Raw genomic sequence first — 18,880 nt, forward strand, 5'->3', positions numbered from 1 at the left:
GAGCGACACCGCCTATCCGGCGTCCACCGGTTGCCACACTTGCCCATATGCCCGCGACCATGAACCTTCGCCATCCGCGCTTTCTCCGCCCCGCGCTGGGCACCGCCTGCGTCGCCGCCCTCGCGGCACTGGCCGGTTGCAACGGCGACGCCTGCTTCGGCGTCGATGTCTGCTTCAACGGCAACAACACGCAGACCGTCGCGCTGTCCGGCACGGCCGCCACGGGCTCCGCGCTTGCGAGCGCGTCGGTCACGGTCAGTTGCGCGCAAGGCTCGGCGACGACGCTGACCGACGGTGGCGGCAACTACCGCGTGACGGTGAACGCCGTGCTGCCGTGCGTGATCACCGTCGCATCGAGCGGCACGAGCCTGCATTCGCTCGCCTACGCGGGCGGCACCTTCAACACGACGCCCGAGACCGAGCTGATGCTCGTCTATCTCGCCGCGCAACTCGGTACGAACACGGCCGGGCTGATCGGCAATTTTCAGGGGAATGCGCACTTCCAGCAGGCGATGGGCAGCCCGAACACGGTGCAGGCCGCGCAATCGGCGGTCGTGACGAATCTGCAGCAGCGCTATTCGGTCACGCTGTCGACGCCGGCCTTCCTGACGACGCCGTTCGTGGTCGGTCAACCGGGCGTCGACAGCGATCTCGACGCGCTGGCCAAGGCCGGCGCGATCGATTCGAACGGAATGCCGGATCCGGCCGCGGTTTCGCTGCTGGCGCAGGCGGGCGCGGGGCACCCGCTGTGAGCGGCCGGCGTGCCGTTGCGGCACGCGCTTGCGCAGCCTCTAAGGCTTACGCGGCTTCCCCGCTCCCGCAAGCAACCCGCGCCGCCTGCTGCTGCGTGAGGTAGCGCAGCAGCTTCGTCACCATCCACACGACGATGAACGACAGCGCGACGAAGAACACCGCGAGCGGCGTCAGCACGTGAATCGACACGAAACCGGCCAGCCCCATCATCGCGGACGACACGAGCAGCAGCGCGCACCCGAGGATCGCGCTCGTCAGCCCCGCGATATGCGGAAACAGCGAATTGCCCTTCGCCATCAGCGTCGGATACATCGCGCCCGCGCAGAAACCCATCACGAGCACCGGCGTCGCGAGCGTCCACACGCGCAGGCCGACGGTCAGCGCCAGCATCAGCATCGCAACCGCCGCGCCCGCCATCACGCGTGCGCCGATGCGCAGCCGTTGCTCGGCACTCGGCAGCCCGCGCCCGTGAATCCGGTTCGACAGCCCGCCGAGGAAATACATCAGCCCGATCCCGAGCGCGAGATAGCCGAAGTAGGTCGGCGGCTTGTGCAGCGTGGTCTGCACCATGAACGGCCCGACGATGTTGAACACCAGCAGGATGCTGTAGCACAGCCCCTGCGCGAGGAAGCAGCTCTGGAACACCGGGCTCGCGAGCACCTTGCCCGCGTTCGCCATCAGCGTGCGCGGCTCGAGATGGACCGGTTTCGGCAAGGTTTCGCGATAGCGCCACAGCAGCGCCCACATCACCAGCGAGTACACCAGCAGGAACACGAGGCACGCGCGCCAGCCGAACCATTCCTGAAGGTGCGCGCCGATCACCGGCGCGATGATCGGTGCGAGCCCCCACGCGATCGACATGTACGTAAACGCGTGCATCAGCGCCTGGCCCGAGAACGAATCGGTGATGATCGCCTTCGCGAGCAGGTTCGTGGTCGCGATCCCGAAGCCCTGCAGGCAGCGCGCCAACACGAACGTCTCCAGGTTCGGCGCGCCGAGCGACAGCAGGCAGCCGATCGTATAGATGACGAGCCCGAACGCGAGCACGCGCTTGCGCCCGTAAGCATCGGCGACCGGGCCGAAGATCAGCTGGCCGAGCGCATAGGCGGCCATGTAGCCGGATACGCTCGACTGGATCGCCTGCGGCGTGGTCGCGAACGAGCGCGCCATGTCGGGCAGCGCGGGCACGTAGATGTCGATCGCGAGTTGGCCGGCGGAGGCAAACAGGCAGATCAGGAACAACAGGAAGCGCGGCGAGTTCGATTCGCGCGCGGGGGTGAGCGAGGCGTTCATGACAACCGGGAAAGATTCGGACGGCGGCGGCACGCGCCGTGCTGTTCGAACGACGAACAACGGTGCGCGGCGAAGTGCGTATTGTGCCTGTTGTTGCGGAGCGCGACGGGAATCCCATGGCGCAGACACGGTTGAATGCCGATTTCGGCGCAGTCGGCACCTGACGGACCGGCATTGCGCCGGCCGGAAATCGAGGTCTCACGCACGCTTGCGCCGCGCCAGGGTCCGGGCCATAAACGGAAGCCGCCGGCAGGTGCCGGCGGTCTTTTTATTTGCGGTGCGATACGCCGACGACGCGTCGATCAGTACTGCGCCTGATCCGTCGGATTCCTGAACAGCTGCTTCATCTCCGGCGACAGCGGATAATTGAGGCTCACGCCCTTCGGCGGAATCGGCTGCATGAACCACTGGTCGTAGAGCTTCTCGGCCGCGCCGGAGGTCTGCATCTTCGCGACCACGCCATCGACCACGTGCTTGAACGCCGGATCGTCCTTGCGCATCATGCACGCGTAGTTTTCGTGAACGAGCGGCGTGCCCGTCACCGTGTACGCACCCGGATTGCGGTCCTTCGCAATCTCGCCGTACAGCAGCGGCTCGTCCATCACGAACGCGACCGCGCGCCCCGTCGTGACGTTCATGAACGCTTCGGCGTGGTCCTTCGCGCTGATGATCGTCATGTTCATCCCCTTCTCCTCGTTCAGCTTGCGCAGCAGGCGCTCGTCCGACGTGCCGGCCGTCGTCGCGACCGTCTTGCCGGCCAGGTCCGTGAAGTCCTTCACGCCGGAATCCTTGCGCGTGCTGAAGCGGATTCCGTACAAAAAAATACTGTTCGAGAACGCGGCCTGCTTCTGCCGCTCCAGCGTGTTGGTCGTCGACCCGCACTCGAAGTCGATCGTGCCGTTCTGCAGTAGCGGAATCCGGTTCTGCGACGTGATCGGGATTTCCTTCACCGTCAGGTTCGGCGCCTTCAGCTCGGTCTTGAGCGCGTCGATGATGCGCGCCGCGATGTCGCGCGAGTAACCGATGTTCTTCTGCTGGTTGTCCGAATACGAGAACGGCACCGACGATTCGCGGATACCCAGCGACACGATGCCCGTGTCCTTGATCTTCTTCAGCGTGCCGGTGAGTGCCTGCGCGTGCGCGGTGCCCGCCAGCGCGCAGGTCAGTGCGACGGCCAGCCAACGGAAGCGGCGATCCATGCTTTTCTCCTGACGAAACGTTGATCGAATCGCGATCGTACGCCCGACAAAATTCGCACCTCATCAGGGAAAGCGTAAAGCATCCTCCGTCGATGCCACCCGCGAACAATCGTTTCCGTGGCGCGCAAAAACGCCCGCGCCGCACGTTTCGCCCGGTCGACCGCCTCCAATCTTGCACTGCGTGAACAGATCATCCGTTCCAAACGCGCGTTCATGCTGCGATACAGCAAGGCAATCGTTTGCGTGTCGTGCTTTTTTCACACAAAACATATTCAAGAAGCCGCCTCATCGGCCGTTACCCAGTGCATGGCGCGTCGCAGCAGTCTGCACGTGTCCGATAAAAAACAGGTCCGGTTTACGCCGGGCAGGCACGACCGCCAGCACGACGGTCATCTACGAGGATCGAGTTTCACCATGAGAGCCAAACGATTCGATTTCGCGCTGGCCCGCTCCGCTCATGCGCGCATGCTCGCCGGCATGCTGTCTGCCGCGGCCCTGCTTCCGATCGCCGGTTGCGGCGGTGGCGGCGACGGCAGCAATCCGTCTTCTTCCAACGCAGCGCCGGCCCCCTCGCCGGCGCCCTCCCCAACCCCGACGACCCCGCCCCCGACCAACGGCAGCAATGCATGCACGACGCAGCAGGCCGCCGTTCAGATGGCCGCCCAGACGGCCGGGCCCATCGAACCGCCGGTCGATCACCTGATCGTCCGGCTTAAGACGCCGACTGCCGCCCGCGCGATGGCGGCCCTCGACACCGGCACGCGGCTCGACGCGGTGATCCAGCGCTCGATGACGCGCTGGACAGCGCCGACGTCGAGCGGCGCCGCACGGACGTATGCCGCCGTGACGACATCGCAGGCACCGCTGAACGTGCAGGTCGAGCGAACCCTGTCGGACGGTGCGGCCGTGCTGTCCATCGGCCAGCGCATCGCATCCGACGACGCGGCGGCGCTCGCGCAGGCGTTCGCGGCCGACGGCGACGTCGACTACGCGGAACCCGATCACCCGATGCGAATCCGCGACACGCCGAGCGACCCCGCCTATGGCCAGCAGTGGTATCTGTCCGACGCCAGCGTCGGCATCAACGCGCCGCCCGCGTGGACGCGGACCAAGGGTGCGCCGACCGTCGTCACGGCCGTGCTCGACACCGGCTACCGGCCGCACCCCGACCTCGTCGGCAATCTGCTGCCCGGTTACAGCTTCATCTCGAACGCCAACACCAGCAACAACGGCCAGGCGCGCGGCACCGATGCAACCGATCCGGGCGACTGGGTCACGCAGCAGGAACTGGACGACACCAGCGGCCCGTACTATCACTGCGCGAGCGAGCCGAGCGCCAGCAGCTGGCACGGCACGCGCGTGATGGGCGTGATCGGTGCCGCCGCCAACAACGGCATCGGCGTCGCCGGCGTGTCGTGGCTCGGCCGGATCCTGCCGGTGCGCGTGCTCGGCAAGTGCGGCGGCAAGACGAGCGACATCGCGGACGCGATGCGCTGGGCAGCCGGCATTACGGTCGCCGGCGTGCCGACGAACCCGAATCCCGCGAAGATCATCAACCTGAGCCTGGGCGGCGTCGGCGCGTGCAGCGCGACGTTCCAGCAGGCGATCGACGATGTGAATGCGAAGGGTGTGACCGTCGTCGTCGCCGCCGGCAACGATGGCCTGTCGACCGCGCTCGACCAGCCGGCGAACTGCCGCGGCGTGATCACCGTCGCCGCGACCGACGCGACCGGGCGCCGCGCGTCGTTCAGCAACTTCGGCTCCGACGTCGCACTGAGCGCACCGGGCGTCAACATCCTGTCGACGGCCAATAGCGGTAAGACGACACCGGGCACGGACACATACGGCACCGCGAGCGGCACGAGCCTCGCGACACCGCAGGTGACGGGCATCGTCGGGCTGATGCTGTCGGTGAACGGCAACCTCACGCCCGCGCAGATCCAGCAGAAGTTGCAAGGCGGCGCACGTGCGGCGATGCTGCCGGCCAGCACGTCGTGCACCGCGCTGCCGGCCGGTTCCGGTATCGCGGATGCAGGCGCTGCCGTCACGGCGTCCACGCAGTAGCCGGCACGTCGCCTCGACGCAATCGCGCGCATGCCTGCCTGGCATGCGCGCGTTTTTTCGTCCGCGGAACCAGCGTCGTCGCACCGGCGTACTGCAGGAACTGCCTGAAAAAAGGGCGTAAAAAGGGTTGACGCTTCGCACGACGACCTATTACCATCGCCCCCGTCTGATTACATGGAGTGTTCTGTGAACACCGATGCGAGTTGTAGTTGGTCCTCGACCAACTTGACTGCTGCCTGAGGAAACCGCGCAGAGCCTCGTCTTCTGCCGCATCCCGGGAAGCAGGATGCGGCGCCCTTCCGGCCTGACCGGCCAGAATCCCCCGCCGATTTTTTCGATATCGCCGAACGTCCGCGCTGCGCAACCGTGCGTTGCCGCGCGCATACGTTCGCGCCGCACGCAGCGCACGCTGCGTGCGTGTTCCGTTCGCGTGCCGTCCGGCCGCGCGCCCTCACGCGTGCGCGGCTACCGATCGCCCGTGCCGCCCACCCGCAACCGACAGGAGTGCAGATGAACTCAGACGACAGTAGTCGATTACCGCTCGCCGGTGCGACGCCGCGCTTCGTCCCTCGGACCGCACTCCGCGCGCCGGCGAGCCTTCCTCCCTTCACCGATCCACAGCCGATCGCGCCCGGCGCGACGCGGCGGGAAGCGTTCGTGCGTCGATAACGTCACGGTCGCTTCCCGCCCGCCGCCGCGTGCGCAAGGAGCGATTCATGACACAACGAAACACCTCGCAAAAGAAACAGCGCGGCTTCATCAACGCCGGCCCCGGTCAGCAGAACGAACCGCGTGTCATGCGCGCCGCGCAGGAAGCGGCCCGCCCGCTCGAAGAAACCTTCAAGTCGCTGCATACCAGCATGCGCGGCCTCACCTACGGGCAGGCCGCCGACCGTCTGCAGCACAACGGCCCGAACGAAATCGCGCACGACAAGCCGCCGCACTGGACGCGTCAGTTGCTGCATGCGTTCCACAATCCGTTCGTCTACGTGCTGCTGGTGCTGGCCGCGATCAGCTTCTTCACCGACGTTTACTTCGCGGCACCCGACGATCGCGACTACGTCGGCATGACGATCCTGCTGGCGATGGTCACGATCAGCGCGTTGCTGCGCTTCGTGCAGGAATTCCGGTCGCTGCGCGCGGCCGAAAAGCTCAAGGCGATGGTCCGCACGACGGCGACCGTGCAGCGCGCGGTGACCGACACGTCCGAGCCGGCGCGCCGCGAGGTGCCGATGCGCGAAGTGGTGGTCGGCGACATCGTGCATCTGTCGGCCGGCGACATGATCCCCGCCGACGTGCGTCTGCTCGCGTCGCGCGACCTCTTCATCAGCCAGGCCGTGCTGACCGGCGAAGCGCTGCCGGTCGAGAAGTACGACACGCTCGGCGCGGTCGCCGGCAAGTCGGCCCACGCGGGCATGGCGGGCGCGCCGGGCGCGGCGAACGACGCGTCGACGTCGCTGCTCGATCTCGAGAACGTGTGCTTCATGGGCACCAACGTGGTCAGCGGCACGGCGACGGCCGTGGTCGTCGCGACCGGCGAGGACACGTATTTCGGATCGCTCGCGCGCAACGTCGTGAGCCACAAGCGCATCGAGACGAGCTTTGACCGCGGCGTCGCGAGCGTGAGCTGGCTGCTGATCAGGTTCATGTTCGTGATGGTGCCGATCGTGTTCATGATCAACGGCCTGACCAAGGGTGACTGGCTGAGCGCGCTCACGTTCGCGCTCGCGGTGGCCGTCGGCCTCACGCCCGAGATGCTGCCGATGATCGTCAGCGCGAACCTCGCGCGCGGCGCGATCGCGATGGCGCGCCGCAAGGTCGTCGTGAAGCGGCTGAATTCCGTGCAGAACTTCGGCGCGATGGACGTGCTGTGCACCGACAAGACCGGCACGCTCACGCAGGACAAGATCATCCTCGAACACCATCTCGACCTGTCCGGCCACCGGAACGAGGACATCCTGCGGCTCGGCTGGCTGAACAGCTTCCATCAGAGCGGCCAGAAGAACCTGATCGACATCGCGGTGGTCGCGCGCGCCGACGAGATCGGCGAGCGCGTGAAGCCGCAGGGTTACAGGAAGATCGACGAGCTGCCGTTCGACTTCGTGCGCCGCCGCCTGTCGGTCGTCGTCGAGGACACGCACGGCGCGCACCTGCTGATCTGCAAGGGCGCGGTGGAGGAAATGCTCGCGGTATCGACCCACGTGCAGGACGAGCATGGCGTGCGTCCGCTCGACTTCGTCGCGCGCAAGCGGCTGCTCGAACAGGCAAACGCCTACAACGAGGACGGCTTCCGCGTGCTGGTGCTCGCGACCCGCGCGATCCCGCGCGGCGACGAACGCGAACAGTACCGCACCACCGACGAGCGCGACCTCGTCGTGCGCGGCTTCCTGACCTTCCTCGATCCGCCGAAGGAATCGGCCGCACCGGCGCTCGCCGCGCTGCGCGAGAACGGCGTGTCGGTGAAGGTGCTGACGGGCGACAACCCGACCGTCACGATGAAGGTGTGCCGCCAGGTCGGCCTCGAACCAGGCAAGCCGGTGCTCGGCGCTGAAATCGAGGCGCTCGACGACGCGACGCTCGCGCAGCTCGTCGAACGCACGACGGTGTTCGCGAAGCTCACGCCGCTGCAGAAGGCGCGCATCGTGAAGGCGCTGCAGGCGAACGGCCACACGGTCGGCTTCCTCGGCGACGGCATCAACGACGCACCCGCGCTGCGCGACGCCGACGTCGGCATTTCGGTCGACAGCGGCGCCGACATCGCGAAGGAAACCGCCGACATCATCCTGCTCGAAAAGAGCCTGATGGTGCTCGAGGAAGGCGTGATCAAGGGCCGCGAGACGTTCGGCAACATCCTGAAGTACCTGAACATGACGGCCAGCTCGAACTTCGGCAACGTGTTCTCGGTGCTCGTCGCCAGCGCGTTCCTGCCGTGGGAGCCGATGCTCGCGACCCAGTTGCTCGTGCTGAACCTGATCTACGACACGTCGCAGATGCTGCTGCCGTGGGACAAGATGGATCCGGAGTTCCTGAAGAAGCCGCGCAAGTGGGAAGCCGGCAACATCGGCCGCTTCATGTTGTGGGTCGGGCCGACGTCGTCGGTGTTCGACATCACGACCTACGTGCTGATGTGGACCGTGTTCGGCGCGGGTGCGATGTATCACCTGCACGGCGGCTCGGGCGGCCAGATCGTGATGAACTCGGGCTGGTTCATCGAGAGCCTCGTGTCGCAGACGCTCGTCGTCCATCTGCTGCGCACGCAGAAGATTCCGTTCCTGCAGAGCACGGCCGCGCTGCCGGTGCTGCTGTCGACGTTCACCGCGATCGCGATCGGCTGCTGGCTGCCGTTCTCGCCGTTCGCGGATTCGCTCGGTTTCATGCACCTGCCGGGCACCTACTGGCTGTGGCTCGCCGCGACGATGGTCGGCTACATCCTGCTCGCGCAGATCGTCAAGACGATCTATGTGCGCCGCTACAAGCAGTGGTTCTGATTTCCTCCAAACGACGGCGTGCCGGCCCGCATGGGCGGCACGCCCACGACGCACTACAGGTGACGTGATGAAAAGAAGAATGCTTCCGCTCGCGGCCGCGAGCGCCCTCCTCGCGCCGCTGGATGCCTACGCGGCGCATCCGCTCGTCAGCGACGACACGGGCACGCAGGGCAATGCGAACTGGCAGTTCGAATTCAACGGCGAGGAAACCTCGAAACAGGACGAGAACGGCCGCCATCAGTTGTGGAACGCGACGCTCACGCGCGGGTTCGGCGAGCGCGTCGATCTCTACGTGAGCGCGCCTTACACGCATCTGCAAACGCGCACCGACGACAACGGCGCGGGCATCGGCGATGTCGAGATCGGCATGAAATGGCGCTTCGTCGAACGCGGGCCGCTGTCGCTCGCGCTGAAACCGAAGGTGACGATGCCGACCGGCAACGACGGTCGCGGGCTCGGCACGGGCCGTGTCGGCACCGGCGCGACGCTGCTCGCGCAAGCCGACGTCGCGCGCTTTTCGCTGCTCGCGAATGCGGGCCTCGCCTACCAGCCGAATCGCCAGGGCGATCTGCGCTCGGTCTGGGCCGTGTCGGCCGCGGCACTCTACAAGGCAACCGACAAGCTGCAGTTCGTGGCGGACATCGGCCTGTCGCGCAACACAGAAAGCACGGCCGGCGCAAATCCGGCGTTCGTGATCGCGGGTGCGATCTACTCGCCGAGGCGCTGGCTCGATCTCGACCTCGGCTACCGGCACGGGCTGAACGACCAGACCTACCGTCATTCCGTCATGGGTGGGGTAACGGCGCGGTGGTGATGCCGTGACGATGCGGCCGACGCCGCATGTCTGACCCACCGCGACGGGCCGCCTTCGGGCGGCCCGTTTTCTCATTTGCCGTCGTTCGCGCCGAACAGTTGCGCGCACACGGCGCGCCCCGCTTCGGTCAATGCGGCGCTGCCGGTGCCGTCGTCGTTCAGCGTCGTCGCGCTCAGGCCGGCGGCGTCGAGTTGCGTCAGCACGCGGCGCAGCGTGCTCATCGGCAATTGCGTGCGCTTCGCGATTTTCGGCAGCGACCACGTCCTGCCGGACGGATCGGTCGCGGCGTCGTGCAGCGTCGCGAGCGTCGCAACGAGTGCGGGATCGAGCGGGGCGTCGTCGGATTCTGAAGTCATCGGTTCGGGTTCGCGGGCCGGCGCGGGACCGGCATTCGGGAAGGATGCAATCGCGGACACTATACGCCCGGTCACGCGCCCTTGATCGCGGCGCGCATGAACGACACGAAACGCGTGGTCACGGGATCGTCGCGGCCGGACAGCCACGCCAGCCCGACGCGCCATTTCGCGTCCCTGCCGGCGAGCGGCAATACGGTCGCGTCGCGCAGCAGATACTGCGCGCGCGAAGGAATGAACGCGACGCCGACCCCGGCCGCGACCGACGTGAGCACCGATTGCACGTCCTCCGCCTGCTGCGTGACCTGCGGTACGAAGCGCCGCTCGACGCACCACCGGTCGATCTGTGCGGCGAGCCCGGGGCCGCGTGCGCGCTGCAGCGCGATGAAGCCGATCTCGTTGAGCACGTTGAGATCGGCCGGCACGCGCTTGAAGCCGAGGTGCGGCGGCACCGCGAGCGCCAGCCCCTCGTCGATCACCTTGAACGACGACAATCCGTCATCCGACGGCAAACGCAGGAACCCCGCGTCGAGCTTGCCCGCGCGGAGCCGACGAGTTTGCTCGGACGACGACAGGTCGCTCAGCGTGACCGCGATGCCCGGATTGCGGCGCCGGAATTCCGCGACGAGTTTCGGCACGAGCGTCAGCACGGACAGGCAGATGCCGAGCCGCAAATGCCCGCGTTGCCCGCTCGTCGCCTCCCGTGCACGCGCGAGAATCTCGTCGGCATCGCGCACGAGCGCCTGCGCGTCGGGCAGGAAGCGTTCACCGAACGGCGTCAGCTCCGCGCCGTGCCGCCCACGCTCGAACAGCTTGCCGCCGAGGCTCGCCTCGAGCGCGCCGATCTGCTTGCTCAGCGCCGGCTGGCTCATGTGCAGCGTGTCGGCCGCACGGCTGAAATGGCTGAGTTCGGTGACCGTCAGGAAAGTGCGCAGCAGTTTCAATTCCATTCTTCAAAGGAATCGTATCGATCGAAACATTCATTTTACTGATCGAATGGCGTGACGTTCAATACGGAAACGTCCCTTTCGGAGTTACCCACCATGCCTTTCGATCACGCGGCCGAGTGCCTGACCGACGCGTCGTCCGACACGGTCGTCGCCGGCGCAAGCGATGCCGGGCCCGACGCGCCGGCGCCCGAGCGTCGCACCGCACGCGCCGACGGCCGCAGCCGCCGCTTGCACTTCGGCGATGCGCTGGACGACGTGCCGCCACGTGCCGTCACCGGTTCGATCGCGATCAGCTTCGCGGTCGTGTCGCGGCGGAACTGGCCGCGTTGAATCGCGACGCCAGGCGCCCGCCGCCGAACGCAGGCGTTCGATCCTCCGCAAAAAAACCGCAGGAATCCGCGCGCATCACGCATCATTGCGCGCACATCCATCGTCATCGCCACGCGATCGACCTTATAATTTCCCGCACCCGCTGACCGCCCACACATTTCGCGCCGCCGCAACGCGCGAGAAAAGGAGACTTTCGCTTGACCGGCCTCATCGCGCGCCTGCCTCGCGCCCGGACCACCCTGATCATCGCCCTCTCGTTCCTGACACTCGCGTTCGCGACGAACGCGTCCGCGCAGCCGCATCGCACCGCGTCGCCGCATGCGCATGCGAAAGTCGTCAAGAAAAAGCCCGCTCCCCGCAAGCACAAGGCCGTCAAGCATCGCCGCCCGCGCGTGAAGCATCAAGCGGTCAAGCGTCACGCGGCGCCCGCACCGCAGCGGCGCGCGAAACGCACGAATGCGGTTCGCCCACGCCCCGCCGCGAAGCCGCGCCTGCTCGCAAGCTGCGGCTATAGCCCGCGCGCGGTACGCTCGCTGCACTCGCGCGCGGCCTACGTGCTCGACGTCGACTCCGGCACGCCGCTGCTGGCCCGCAACGCACGCACGGTGCGGCCGATCGCGTCGATCTCGAAGCTGATGACCGCCGTCGTCGCGCGCGACGCGGACCGTCCGCTGAACGGCGTGCTGCGCGTCACCTCGCGCGACCGCGACACGATCAAGTTCACCGGTTCGCGGCTGCCGATCGGCGCCGAACTGTCGCGCCGCCAAATGTTCCATATCGCGCTGATGTCGTCGGAAAATCGCGCGGCCGCCGCGCTGAGCCGCGACTATCCGGGCGGCCGTGCCGCGTTCGTGAAGGCGATGAACCGCGAGGCGCGCCGGCTCGGGATGCGCCATACGCATTTCCGCGAACCGACCGGCCTCTCGCCGCACAACGTGTCGACCGCCGAGGATCTCGCGCGGCTCGTCGCCGCGGCCGCGCAGGATCCGCTGATCCGCTATTTCTCGACGGACACATCGACCACCGTGCAGGCCGGCGACGGCGAGCTGCTTTACGTGAACTCCGATCCGCTCGTCCGCCACGGCCGCCTGCCGATCCGATTGCAGAAAACCGGCTTCATCAACGAATCGGGGCACGGCGTCGTCATGCGCATGCACATGAAGGGCCGCCGCGAAACGGTCGTGCTGCTCGGCGCGCCGACGCGCGCCGGCGTGTCGAGCGATGCCCTGAAGATCCATCGCTGGCTCGCCTGCTCGATCCAGTAAGCACGACGCGCGCGGCCCGCGCGCTCATCCACGAAGGAGCGATGCCATGCAGGACGAATACCGTTTCAACGCATTCGGACGCCTGCTCGCCGTCGTGCGTTCGAACGGCCGCTGGACCGTGTTCGATCTCGGCACCGACGGCAAGCGACGGCCGGCCAACCTGCAGATTCCGTCCGCGCTCGCCGCGGACGAACTCGCGCAATATCTCGGCGACCTGCTGCACGAGAATGCATCGCCGAAGTACAACGACGTCGTGCCGATTCCGTCGCCGCGCCGCGCGTAACGCGCTGCCCACTCCCACCGCACCGACACACCACGCATCTCGCACGCACGCCAAATTCGACAGCTAAACTTGCAAGTTAAACTGTCGTGTTCTATGATTCGCCGCATGACACCGCCACGCACACCCGGCGTTTCCGCCGATACCGTCGCCGCCGATCTGACCCTCGCGGTCGGCCAGTTGATCCGCCGGCTGCGTTCCGAGATCGAATCCGAAGGGCTCGGCATGTCGCAGACGAGCGCGCTCGCACGGCTCGAACGACAAGGCCCGATGACCACCGCCGATCTCGCCCGCGCCGAGGCGATGAAGCCGCAGTCGATGAAGGCGATTCTCGCGAGCCTCGAGGAAGACGGGCTCGTCGAACGCGAGCCTCATCCGACCGACGGCCGCCAGATCCTCTTCATGCTGACCGCGGCCGGCCTCGCGGCGCGTCGCAAGCGCGACACCGCGAAGCACAAGTGGCTCGGTGCCGCGATCGAGAAGCTCGCCCCCGAAGACATCCGCACGCTCGCCGCCGCGATTCCGCTGATCCGGCGCATCGGCGAGCAATGACCCGCGTGCGTGCCGCGCGGCATCCGCGCGCACGCTTTCCTTCGCCCACTTCACGGAGCATTACGCCATGAGCACGACCCGTCTCGACACGCAAACGGCACTCGTCGTCATCGACCTGCAGAAGGGCATCGTCGCGCTGCCCACCGCCCACCCGGTCGCACCGGTGATCGAGCGCACGCGCGCGCTGCTCGACGCCTTCCGTAGTCGCGGCCTGCCGGTCGTGCTCGTCAACGTCGCCGGCAGCGCGCCGGGCCGCACGCAGCAGCAGGTGCGTCTGGATGCCCTTCCCGCCGACTGGACCGATCTTCTGCCCGAACTGAACCGCCAGCCAAGCGACCATCTCGTGACGAAGAAGACCTGGGGTGCGTTTACCGGCACCGGTCTCGACGCGCACCTGAAAGCCGCCGGCGTCACGCAGATCGTGCTGGCCGGCATCGCGACGAGCATCGGCGTCGAATCGACGGCCCGCCAGGCGCACGAACTCGGCTACAACGTGACGCTCGCGGTCGACGCGATGACCGACCTCAACGCCGACGCGCATACGAACAGCGTCGAACGGCTGTTCCCGCGCCTGGGCGAGACGGGTCCGACGCAAGCAATCCTCGCGCTGCTCGACCGGCGCGGCGCGTGAGCGACAAACGCGCTCAGCCGGCGCCGGGCCATGCGGCCGGCCGGCTCGATCCGTCGATCTGGAAAGTCAGCGCCGTCGCGACGCTCGGCTCGCTGCTGTCGCAACTCGACGCGACGATCGTCAACGTATCGCTGGCGAGCCTCGCGACCGATCTGCACGCAAGCCTGTCGACGATCCAGTGGGTGACGAGCGGCTACCTGCTCGCCCTCACGCTGGTGTTGCCGCTGAACGGCTGGCTGGTCGACCGCATCGGCGCGAAGGCGCTGTACCTGTGGTGTTTCTCCGCGTTCACGTTGACGTCGGCGCTGTGCGGGCTCGCGTGGTCCGCGCCGTCGCTGATCGCGTTCCGCGTGCTGCAGGGCGTCAGCGGCGGGCTGCTCGCACCGATGGCGCAGATGATGATCGCGCGCGTGGCCGGCCAGCAGATGGCACGCGTGATCGGTTATGCGGCGGTGCCCGTGCTGATCGCGCCGATCCTCGGGCCGGTCGTCGCCGGTGCGATCCTGCAGCACGCCGCGTGGCGCTGGCTGTTTCTCGTGAATCTGCCGGTCGGTGCACTGGCGCTTGCGCTGGCCGTGCGGTTCCTGCCCGGCGACCGCGACGAAACGCAGCGGCGCGAACTCGACTGGGTCGGCCTCGCACTGCTGTCACCGGCGCTCGTGCTGTTCCTGTATGGCGCCGAGCGCATCGACGCGATGCCCGGCATCGCCGCGATCATGGGGTCGGTGCTGCTGCTCGCCGCGTTCCTGCGCGTCGAGCGGCGCAAAGGCGAGCATGCGCTGATCGATCTCGCGCTGTTTCGTTCGCGCGTATTCGGCGCGGCCGCTGCCACGCAGTTCCTGTCGAACGGCGCGATCTACGCGGGCCAAATGCTGATTCCGGTGTTCCTGATCGAAGCGTGCGGCCGCTCGCCCGGCGAGATGGGCTGGCTGCTGGCGCCGCTCGGGCTCGGCATGCTCGTCACCTATCCGTCGATGGGCGCGCTGACCAGCCGGTTCGGCGTGCGACGGCTGGCCGCCGCCGGCGCGCTGCTCGCGCTCGCCGCGACGCTGCCGTTCGTGTATCTGGCGCTGGCCGGCTACGATCCCTACGTGCTGGTGCCCGCGCTGTTTCTGCGCGGAATGGGGCAGAGCGCGATCGGCGCACCGTCGATTTCCGCCGCGTATGCGTCGGTCGAGCGGCGCAACCTGCCGATGGCGACGACGTCGCTCAATATCGTCCAGCGCCTCGGCGGCCCGACGTTCACGACGATGTGCACGCTGTTTCTCGCGTGGCGGCTGCAGGCCGAATCCGCGTCGACGGGCGGCACGCACGGGGCCGCCTACGCGTGGGCGTTCGGCATGCTTTGCACACTGCATGCGGCGAGCTTCTTGACGACGCTGCGGCTGCCGCGATGGTCGAGTGGCGCGGGCGGGCGACCGGCGGGGGCCGCGCGGGCCGGTTCGCGCTGAATGCAGACGCCGCTGCCCGTGTCGATGGTCGACCGGACCTGCGCGTTCCGCCCGACCGTGCTCGACGCATTGCGTGCCTGCGACCGCGCATGGCGCACGGTGTTCGAGAACGGCAGCATCGACGCGACGGCCGCGACCGTGCGCGCCGATCTCGCGGTGACCGTCTGGCTCGCGTCCACCGTGCCGGCCGATCTCGACATCCTGCCTGCCGACAGCGGCCTGCCCACGCTGCCGAACTTCGCGATCAACCTCCATCTGCCGCGCGGCCAGCACACGCCGGCGGGGGCCGAACTGGCCCGCCACCTGCGCAACGGCTTCGCGCGCGTACGCGCGGCCGCCTAGCCGTCCTCCCCGCTCGCCGCCATGCGACACATGCCCCGCGCGGGCACTGCATGGCACACGCGCAACGTGCTGCGCGGCATGAAAACGACGCAGTGCGACGTAACGCTGAAAATGTTCCGGAGCCCTACGTCATGCGTGCGCGACATCCGGCAGGAACCCGATGGCACAATCACGGTCCCTTACATGTGCCCTTCATCGGGCGCACGCCGCATCGCGGCGCAGATTCAACACACGAGAAGGACCCTGCCTGACCTTATGACCCTGAACGAATCCTGGTTTGCGCCGCTCGTCGGCATCCTCATCCTGGTCGCCGCCGCCGGCGCGATCACGGCCACCGCCCATTTCCTGCTGTTCCGCGTGGTCGCGCGTCTTGCGCGGCTGTCGGCCACCCGCATCGACGACGCGCTGTTCGAGTTCGGCGCATTCAAGTGGCTGAACCGCATCGTGCCGTTCGTCGTGATCAAGCTCGGCCTCGGCGCGGTGCCCGGCATCCCCGCCGTGGCCGCGCAAGCCGCCGACAAGGTGCTGTTCGCGCTGATCGTGTTCCTGGTGTCGATGACGATCAGCGCGACGCTGTCCGCGCTCGAGCACACGCATCGCACGAGCCGGCGCGACCAGCCGCGCCTGTCGCTGAAAGGCGCGATGCAGCTCGTCAAGCTCGTGATGTTCATCACGGCCGCGCTCGTCGTGATCGGCGACGCGACCGGCAAGCAGATCGGCCTGCTGCTGTCGGGCATCGGCGCGATGTCGGCGGTGCTGATGCTGATCTTCAAGGACACGCTGCTCGGCCTCGTCGCCGGTGTGCAACTGTCGTCGAACGACATGCTGCGGATCGGCGACTGGATCACGATGCCATCGGCCGGCGCGGACGGCACCGTCATCGACATCACGCTGAACACGGTCAAGGTCGCGAACTTCGATCACACGATCATCACGGTGCCGACCTGGAAGCTGATCACCGAGAGCTACCAGAACTGGCGCGGGATGACCGAGGCCGGCGGGCGCCGCATCAAGCGCGCGCTGTTCGTCGACGCGACGAGCGTGCGCTTTCTCGGCAACGACGAGATCGAACGGCTCGAACGCCTGACGCTCTTGAAGGATTACCTCGAAGACAAGGTCGACGCGATCGCGCAATGGAACGGCACGCTCGGCGCGGCCGGCGAATGCCAGGCGAACCGCCGCCAGCTGACGAATCTCGGCACGTTCCGCGCGTACGTCGCGAACTATCTGAAAGGCCATCCGCGGATCCGCCGCGACATGACGTGCATGGCGCGCCAGCTGCCGCTGACGGCCGAGGGCATTCCGCTCGAACTGTACTGCTTCACCGACACGACGACCTGGGTCGACTACGAGGCGATCCAGTCCGATCTGTTCGATCACCTGATCGCGGTGCTGCCCGAGTTCGGGCTGCGCGTGTACCAGCATCCGTCGGGCTTCGACATGCGCCGGATGGCCGGCGCGGCGCAAGCCGAACTGTCGGCGCCGCACGCGCGCTAGGGCTCGCCGCGGCGGCCTGCAACGGGTCGCCGCCGGCAACGCGGCATCGCGGCGCGCGTGGCGCCGCTCACCGCCCCGCGCACTCGGCCGCGAGCCGCCCCACCACCTTCAACGCGTCCTCGATCTGCCGCGACCACGGATAGCTGTAGTTGAGTCGGATGAAGTGCCGGTAGTCGGCGGTCGCCGAGAACATGTGGCCGGGCCCGATCGTGATCCCCTGCGCGAGCGCGCGCGCATACAGCTTCATCGCGTCGACCTGCGGCGGCAGCTCGACCCACAGCACGTACCCGCCCTGCGGCTGCGACAATCGCGTGCCTTCCGGGAAGAAGCGCCGCACCATCGCGCTCATCAGGCTCGCCTGCTGCGCATACTGCTTGCGCATCCGCCGCAGGTGGAAATCGTAGCCGTCGTGCTTCAGGTATTCGGCGATCGCGAGTTGCTCGATCGCGGGCGTCGCGAGTGTGTTCAGGAATTTCAGCTTCTCGACCTGGTCGCGGTAGCGGCCGGGCATCGCCCAGCCGATCCGGTAGCGCGGCGACAGGCTCTTGGTGAACGACGCGCAATGCAGCACGAGGCCGTCGCGGTCGTACGACTTCAGCGCGCTCGGCGTCGTGTCGCCGTAATGCAGCTCGTGATAGACGTCGCTCTCGATTGCGGGCACGTCATGCTTCGCGAGCAGCTCGACGAGCGCGCGCTTGCGCGCATCGGGCATCTGGAAGCCGAGCGGATTGTGGAAATTGGGCATCACCATGCATGCGGCGATGCGCTCGCGCGCGAGAATCCGTTCGAGCGCGTCGAGATCGATGCCGTCGCCCGGATGGGTCGCCACCTCGAGCGCGCGCATGCCCATCCGCTCGATCGCATGCAGCATCGCGTAGAACGTCGGCGACTCCACTGCGATCGTGTCGCCGGGCTTTGCAACGGCCTGCAGGCACAGGTTGATCGCCTCCGTCGCGCCGATCGTCACCACGATCTCGCCCGGCTCGACCGGGATCCCGCGCTCCGCGTAGCGCCGCGCGATCTGGCGGATGAGCTCCTGGTTGCCGGGCGGCAGGTCGTCGATCACGCCCCAGCGCGTGCGGCGCCGGCCGATCGCCTGTGCGTAGCGCGCGAGACGCTGCACCGGGAACTGCGACGCATCGGGATACGGCGAACCGAGCGGCACCGCGTCGTCGCGCGCGATCGAGCGCAGCGTCGACAGCACGAGCCGACTCACGTCCACCGCCGACGGTTCGGCGGTCGGCGCCGACACGTGCAGCTCGGCCTGTGCCGGCGCCGTGGCCCGCGCCCGCACGAAGTAGCCCGACTGCGGCCGGCTCTCGATCAGCCCACGGCTCTCGAGCACGAGATACGCACGCAGCACGGTCGTGACGCTGAGCTGCTGCTGCCGGCTCGCCTGGCGCACCGACGGAATCCGCTCGCCGGGCCGGTACACGCCGCGCTCGATCTGCGCCTGCAGATCGTCGGCCAGTTGTTCGTAACGCTTCACGCGCCTCCCTTTCAACAACCCTTCAACAACACAGTTGCGGTTGCCACCACCTGACTGGCCGGAACTGTACTCTTTTTTGAAGATGAAAGGTGTACACACAGCGGCCGCCGCACCGCGCGTACTCTCCGT

Annotated in this window: 17 protein-coding genes and 1 pseudogene; 13 read left to right on the forward strand and 5 right to left on the reverse strand. The window is 67.5% G+C overall.

Annotated elements, in window-relative coordinates; genetic code table 11:
• Nucleotides 1-59: 59 nt before the first annotated feature.
• A complete protein-coding gene (locus WS49_RS23790; RefSeq protein ID WP_059534011.1) occupies nucleotides 60-752 on the forward strand; it encodes a hypothetical protein in 693 nt (230 codons plus the stop codon).
• Between the two features lie 46 nt (nucleotides 753-798).
• On the opposite strand, the gene WS49_RS23795 is transcribed toward WS49_RS23790, so the two are convergent.
• Entirely contained in the window at nucleotides 799-2,046 is a 1,248-nt protein-coding gene (locus WS49_RS23795) for a multidrug effflux MFS transporter (protein WP_059533893.1), read from the reverse strand.
• 38 nt (nucleotides 2,047-2,084) lie between these two features.
• Between WS49_RS23795 and WS49_RS36175 the strand changes: the two genes are divergently transcribed.
• Nucleotides 2,085-2,210: a hypothetical protein gene (locus tag WS49_RS36175; protein ID WP_257127687.1), complete on the forward strand. Its 126-nt coding sequence runs from the start codon at nucleotides 2,085-2,087 to the stop codon at nucleotides 2,208-2,210.
• Nucleotides 2,211-2,348: 138 nt separating this feature from the next.
• Here the strand turns inward: WS49_RS36175 and WS49_RS23800 are convergent, their stop codons facing one another.
• Nucleotides 2,349-3,245, reverse strand: coding sequence for a glutamate/aspartate ABC transporter substrate-binding protein (locus WS49_RS23800; RefSeq protein ID WP_059533895.1), 897 nt, complete (start codon nucleotides 3,243-3,245; stop codon nucleotides 2,349-2,351).
• A 414-nt stretch (nucleotides 3,246-3,659) separates the two neighbouring features.
• Between WS49_RS23800 and WS49_RS23805 the strand changes: the two genes are divergently transcribed.
• From WS49_RS23805 to WS49_RS23815, 3 genes are all read left to right on the forward strand, one after another.
• Nucleotides 3,660-5,309 (forward strand): S8 family peptidase, encoded by a 1,650-nt coding sequence (locus WS49_RS23805; protein ID WP_059533897.1) that lies wholly within the window; start codon nucleotides 3,660-3,662, stop codon nucleotides 5,307-5,309.
• A 716-nt stretch (nucleotides 5,310-6,025) separates the two neighbouring features.
• Nucleotides 6,026-8,797 carry a magnesium-translocating P-type ATPase gene (mgtA, locus tag WS49_RS23810; RefSeq protein ID WP_082725563.1) on the forward strand — a complete coding sequence of 924 codons (2,772 nt, stop codon included), beginning with the start codon at nucleotides 6,026-6,028 and terminating at the stop codon, nucleotides 8,795-8,797.
• 67 nt (nucleotides 8,798-8,864) lie between these two features.
• Nucleotides 8,865-9,611: a transporter gene (locus tag WS49_RS23815; protein WP_082725564.1), complete on the forward strand. Its 747-nt coding sequence runs from the start codon at nucleotides 8,865-8,867 to the stop codon at nucleotides 9,609-9,611.
• Nucleotides 9,612-9,682: 71 nt separating this feature from the next.
• Here the strand turns inward: WS49_RS23815 and WS49_RS23820 are convergent, their stop codons facing one another.
• Complete coding sequence (locus WS49_RS23820) at nucleotides 9,683-9,967, reverse strand: hypothetical protein (protein WP_059534015.1); 285 nt, start codon at nucleotides 9,965-9,967, stop codon at nucleotides 9,683-9,685.
• A gap of 71 nt (nucleotides 9,968-10,038) precedes the next feature.
• Nucleotides 10,039-10,914, reverse strand: a complete 876-nt coding sequence (locus tag WS49_RS23825) for a LysR family transcriptional regulator (protein ID WP_059533901.1) — start codon at nucleotides 10,912-10,914, stop codon at nucleotides 10,039-10,041.
• Nucleotides 10,915-11,007: 93 nt separating this feature from the next.
• On the opposite strand from WS49_RS23825, the gene WS49_RS23830 reads away from it, so the two are divergent.
• From WS49_RS23830 to WS49_RS23865, 8 genes and pseudogenes are all read left to right on the forward strand, one after another.
• Nucleotides 11,008-11,244 (forward strand): hypothetical protein, encoded by a 237-nt coding sequence (locus WS49_RS23830; protein ID WP_059533903.1) that lies wholly within the window; start codon nucleotides 11,008-11,010, stop codon nucleotides 11,242-11,244.
• A gap of 197 nt (nucleotides 11,245-11,441) precedes the next feature.
• Complete coding sequence (locus WS49_RS23835) at nucleotides 11,442-12,509, forward strand: serine hydrolase (protein WP_059533905.1); 1,068 nt, start codon at nucleotides 11,442-11,444, stop codon at nucleotides 12,507-12,509.
• Between the two features lie 46 nt (nucleotides 12,510-12,555).
• Entirely contained in the window at nucleotides 12,556-12,792 is a 237-nt protein-coding gene (locus WS49_RS23840) for a DUF7661 family protein (RefSeq protein WP_059533907.1), read from the forward strand.
• 93 nt (nucleotides 12,793-12,885) lie between these two features.
• On the forward strand, nucleotides 12,886-13,341 hold the full coding sequence (locus WS49_RS23845; protein ID WP_059533911.1) for a MarR family winged helix-turn-helix transcriptional regulator: 456 nt from the start codon (nucleotides 12,886-12,888) through the stop codon (nucleotides 13,339-13,341).
• 67 nt (nucleotides 13,342-13,408) lie between these two features.
• On the forward strand, nucleotides 13,409-13,972 hold the full coding sequence (locus WS49_RS23850; protein WP_059533912.1) for an isochorismatase family protein: 564 nt from the start codon (nucleotides 13,409-13,411) through the stop codon (nucleotides 13,970-13,972).
• On the forward strand, nucleotides 13,969-15,423 hold the full coding sequence (locus WS49_RS23855; protein ID WP_059533914.1) for a DHA2 family efflux MFS transporter permease subunit: 1,455 nt from the start codon (nucleotides 13,969-13,971) through the stop codon (nucleotides 15,421-15,423). The genes WS49_RS23850 and WS49_RS23855 overlap by 4 nt, the downstream gene beginning before the upstream one ends.
• Nucleotides 15,424-15,429: 6 nt before the next feature.
• Nucleotides 15,430-15,765 (forward strand): annotated as a pseudogene (locus WS49_RS23860) (LysR family transcriptional regulator); the annotation flags it as partial.
• Between the two features lie 255 nt (nucleotides 15,766-16,020).
• Nucleotides 16,021-17,262, forward strand: a complete 1,242-nt coding sequence (locus tag WS49_RS23865) for a mechanosensitive ion channel family protein (RefSeq protein WP_059533918.1) — start codon at nucleotides 16,021-16,023, stop codon at nucleotides 17,260-17,262.
• A gap of 67 nt (nucleotides 17,263-17,329) precedes the next feature.
• On the opposite strand, the gene WS49_RS23870 is transcribed toward WS49_RS23865, so the two are convergent.
• Entirely contained in the window at nucleotides 17,330-18,751 is a 1,422-nt protein-coding gene (locus tag WS49_RS23870; protein WP_059533920.1) for an aminotransferase-like domain-containing protein, read from the reverse strand.
• Between the last annotated feature and the right edge of the window lie 129 nt (nucleotides 18,752-18,880).

Origin of the sequence: Burkholderia sp. RF7-non_BP4, from assembly GCF_001521935.1 — a bacterium.
Classification (GTDB): Bacteria; Pseudomonadota; Gammaproteobacteria; order Burkholderiales; family Burkholderiaceae; genus Burkholderia; species Burkholderia diffusa.

Bases quoted from the DNA above. Each gene is read 5' to 3' on its own strand.
- WS49_RS23850 (WP_059533912.1), top strand. From the start codon at position 13,409: ATGAGCACGACCCGTCTCGACACGCAAACGGCACTCGTCGTCATCGAC.
- WS49_RS23825 (WP_059533901.1), bottom strand. From the start codon at position 10,914: ATGGAATTGAAACTGCTGCGCACTTTCCTGACGGTCACCGAACTCAGC.
- WS49_RS23800 (WP_059533895.1), bottom strand. From the start codon at position 3,245: ATGGATCGCCGCTTCCGTTGGCTGGCCGTCGCACTGACCTGCGCGCTG.
- mgtA (WP_082725563.1), top strand. From the start codon at position 6,026: ATGACACAACGAAACACCTCGCAAAAGAAACAGCGCGGCTTCATCAAC.
- WS49_RS23830 (WP_059533903.1), top strand. From the start codon at position 11,008: ATGCCTTTCGATCACGCGGCCGAGTGCCTGACCGACGCGTCGTCCGAC.
- WS49_RS23840 (WP_059533907.1), top strand. From the start codon at position 12,556: ATGCAGGACGAATACCGTTTCAACGCATTCGGACGCCTGCTCGCCGTC.
- WS49_RS23805 (WP_059533897.1), top strand. From the start codon at position 3,660: ATGAGAGCCAAACGATTCGATTTCGCGCTGGCCCGCTCCGCTCATGCG.
- WS49_RS23815 (WP_082725564.1), top strand. From the start codon at position 8,865: ATGAAAAGAAGAATGCTTCCGCTCGCGGCCGCGAGCGCCCTCCTCGCG.
- WS49_RS23795 (WP_059533893.1), bottom strand. From the start codon at position 2,046: ATGAACGCCTCGCTCACCCCCGCGCGCGAATCGAACTCGCCGCGCTTC.
- WS49_RS23790 (WP_059534011.1), top strand. From the start codon at position 60: ATGAACCTTCGCCATCCGCGCTTTCTCCGCCCCGCGCTGGGCACCGCC.
- WS49_RS23820 (WP_059534015.1), bottom strand. From the start codon at position 9,967: ATGACTTCAGAATCCGACGACGCCCCGCTCGATCCCGCACTCGTTGCG.
- WS49_RS23845 (WP_059533911.1), top strand. From the start codon at position 12,886: ATGATTCGCCGCATGACACCGCCACGCACACCCGGCGTTTCCGCCGAT.
- WS49_RS23865 (WP_059533918.1), top strand. From the start codon at position 16,021: ATGACCCTGAACGAATCCTGGTTTGCGCCGCTCGTCGGCATCCTCATC.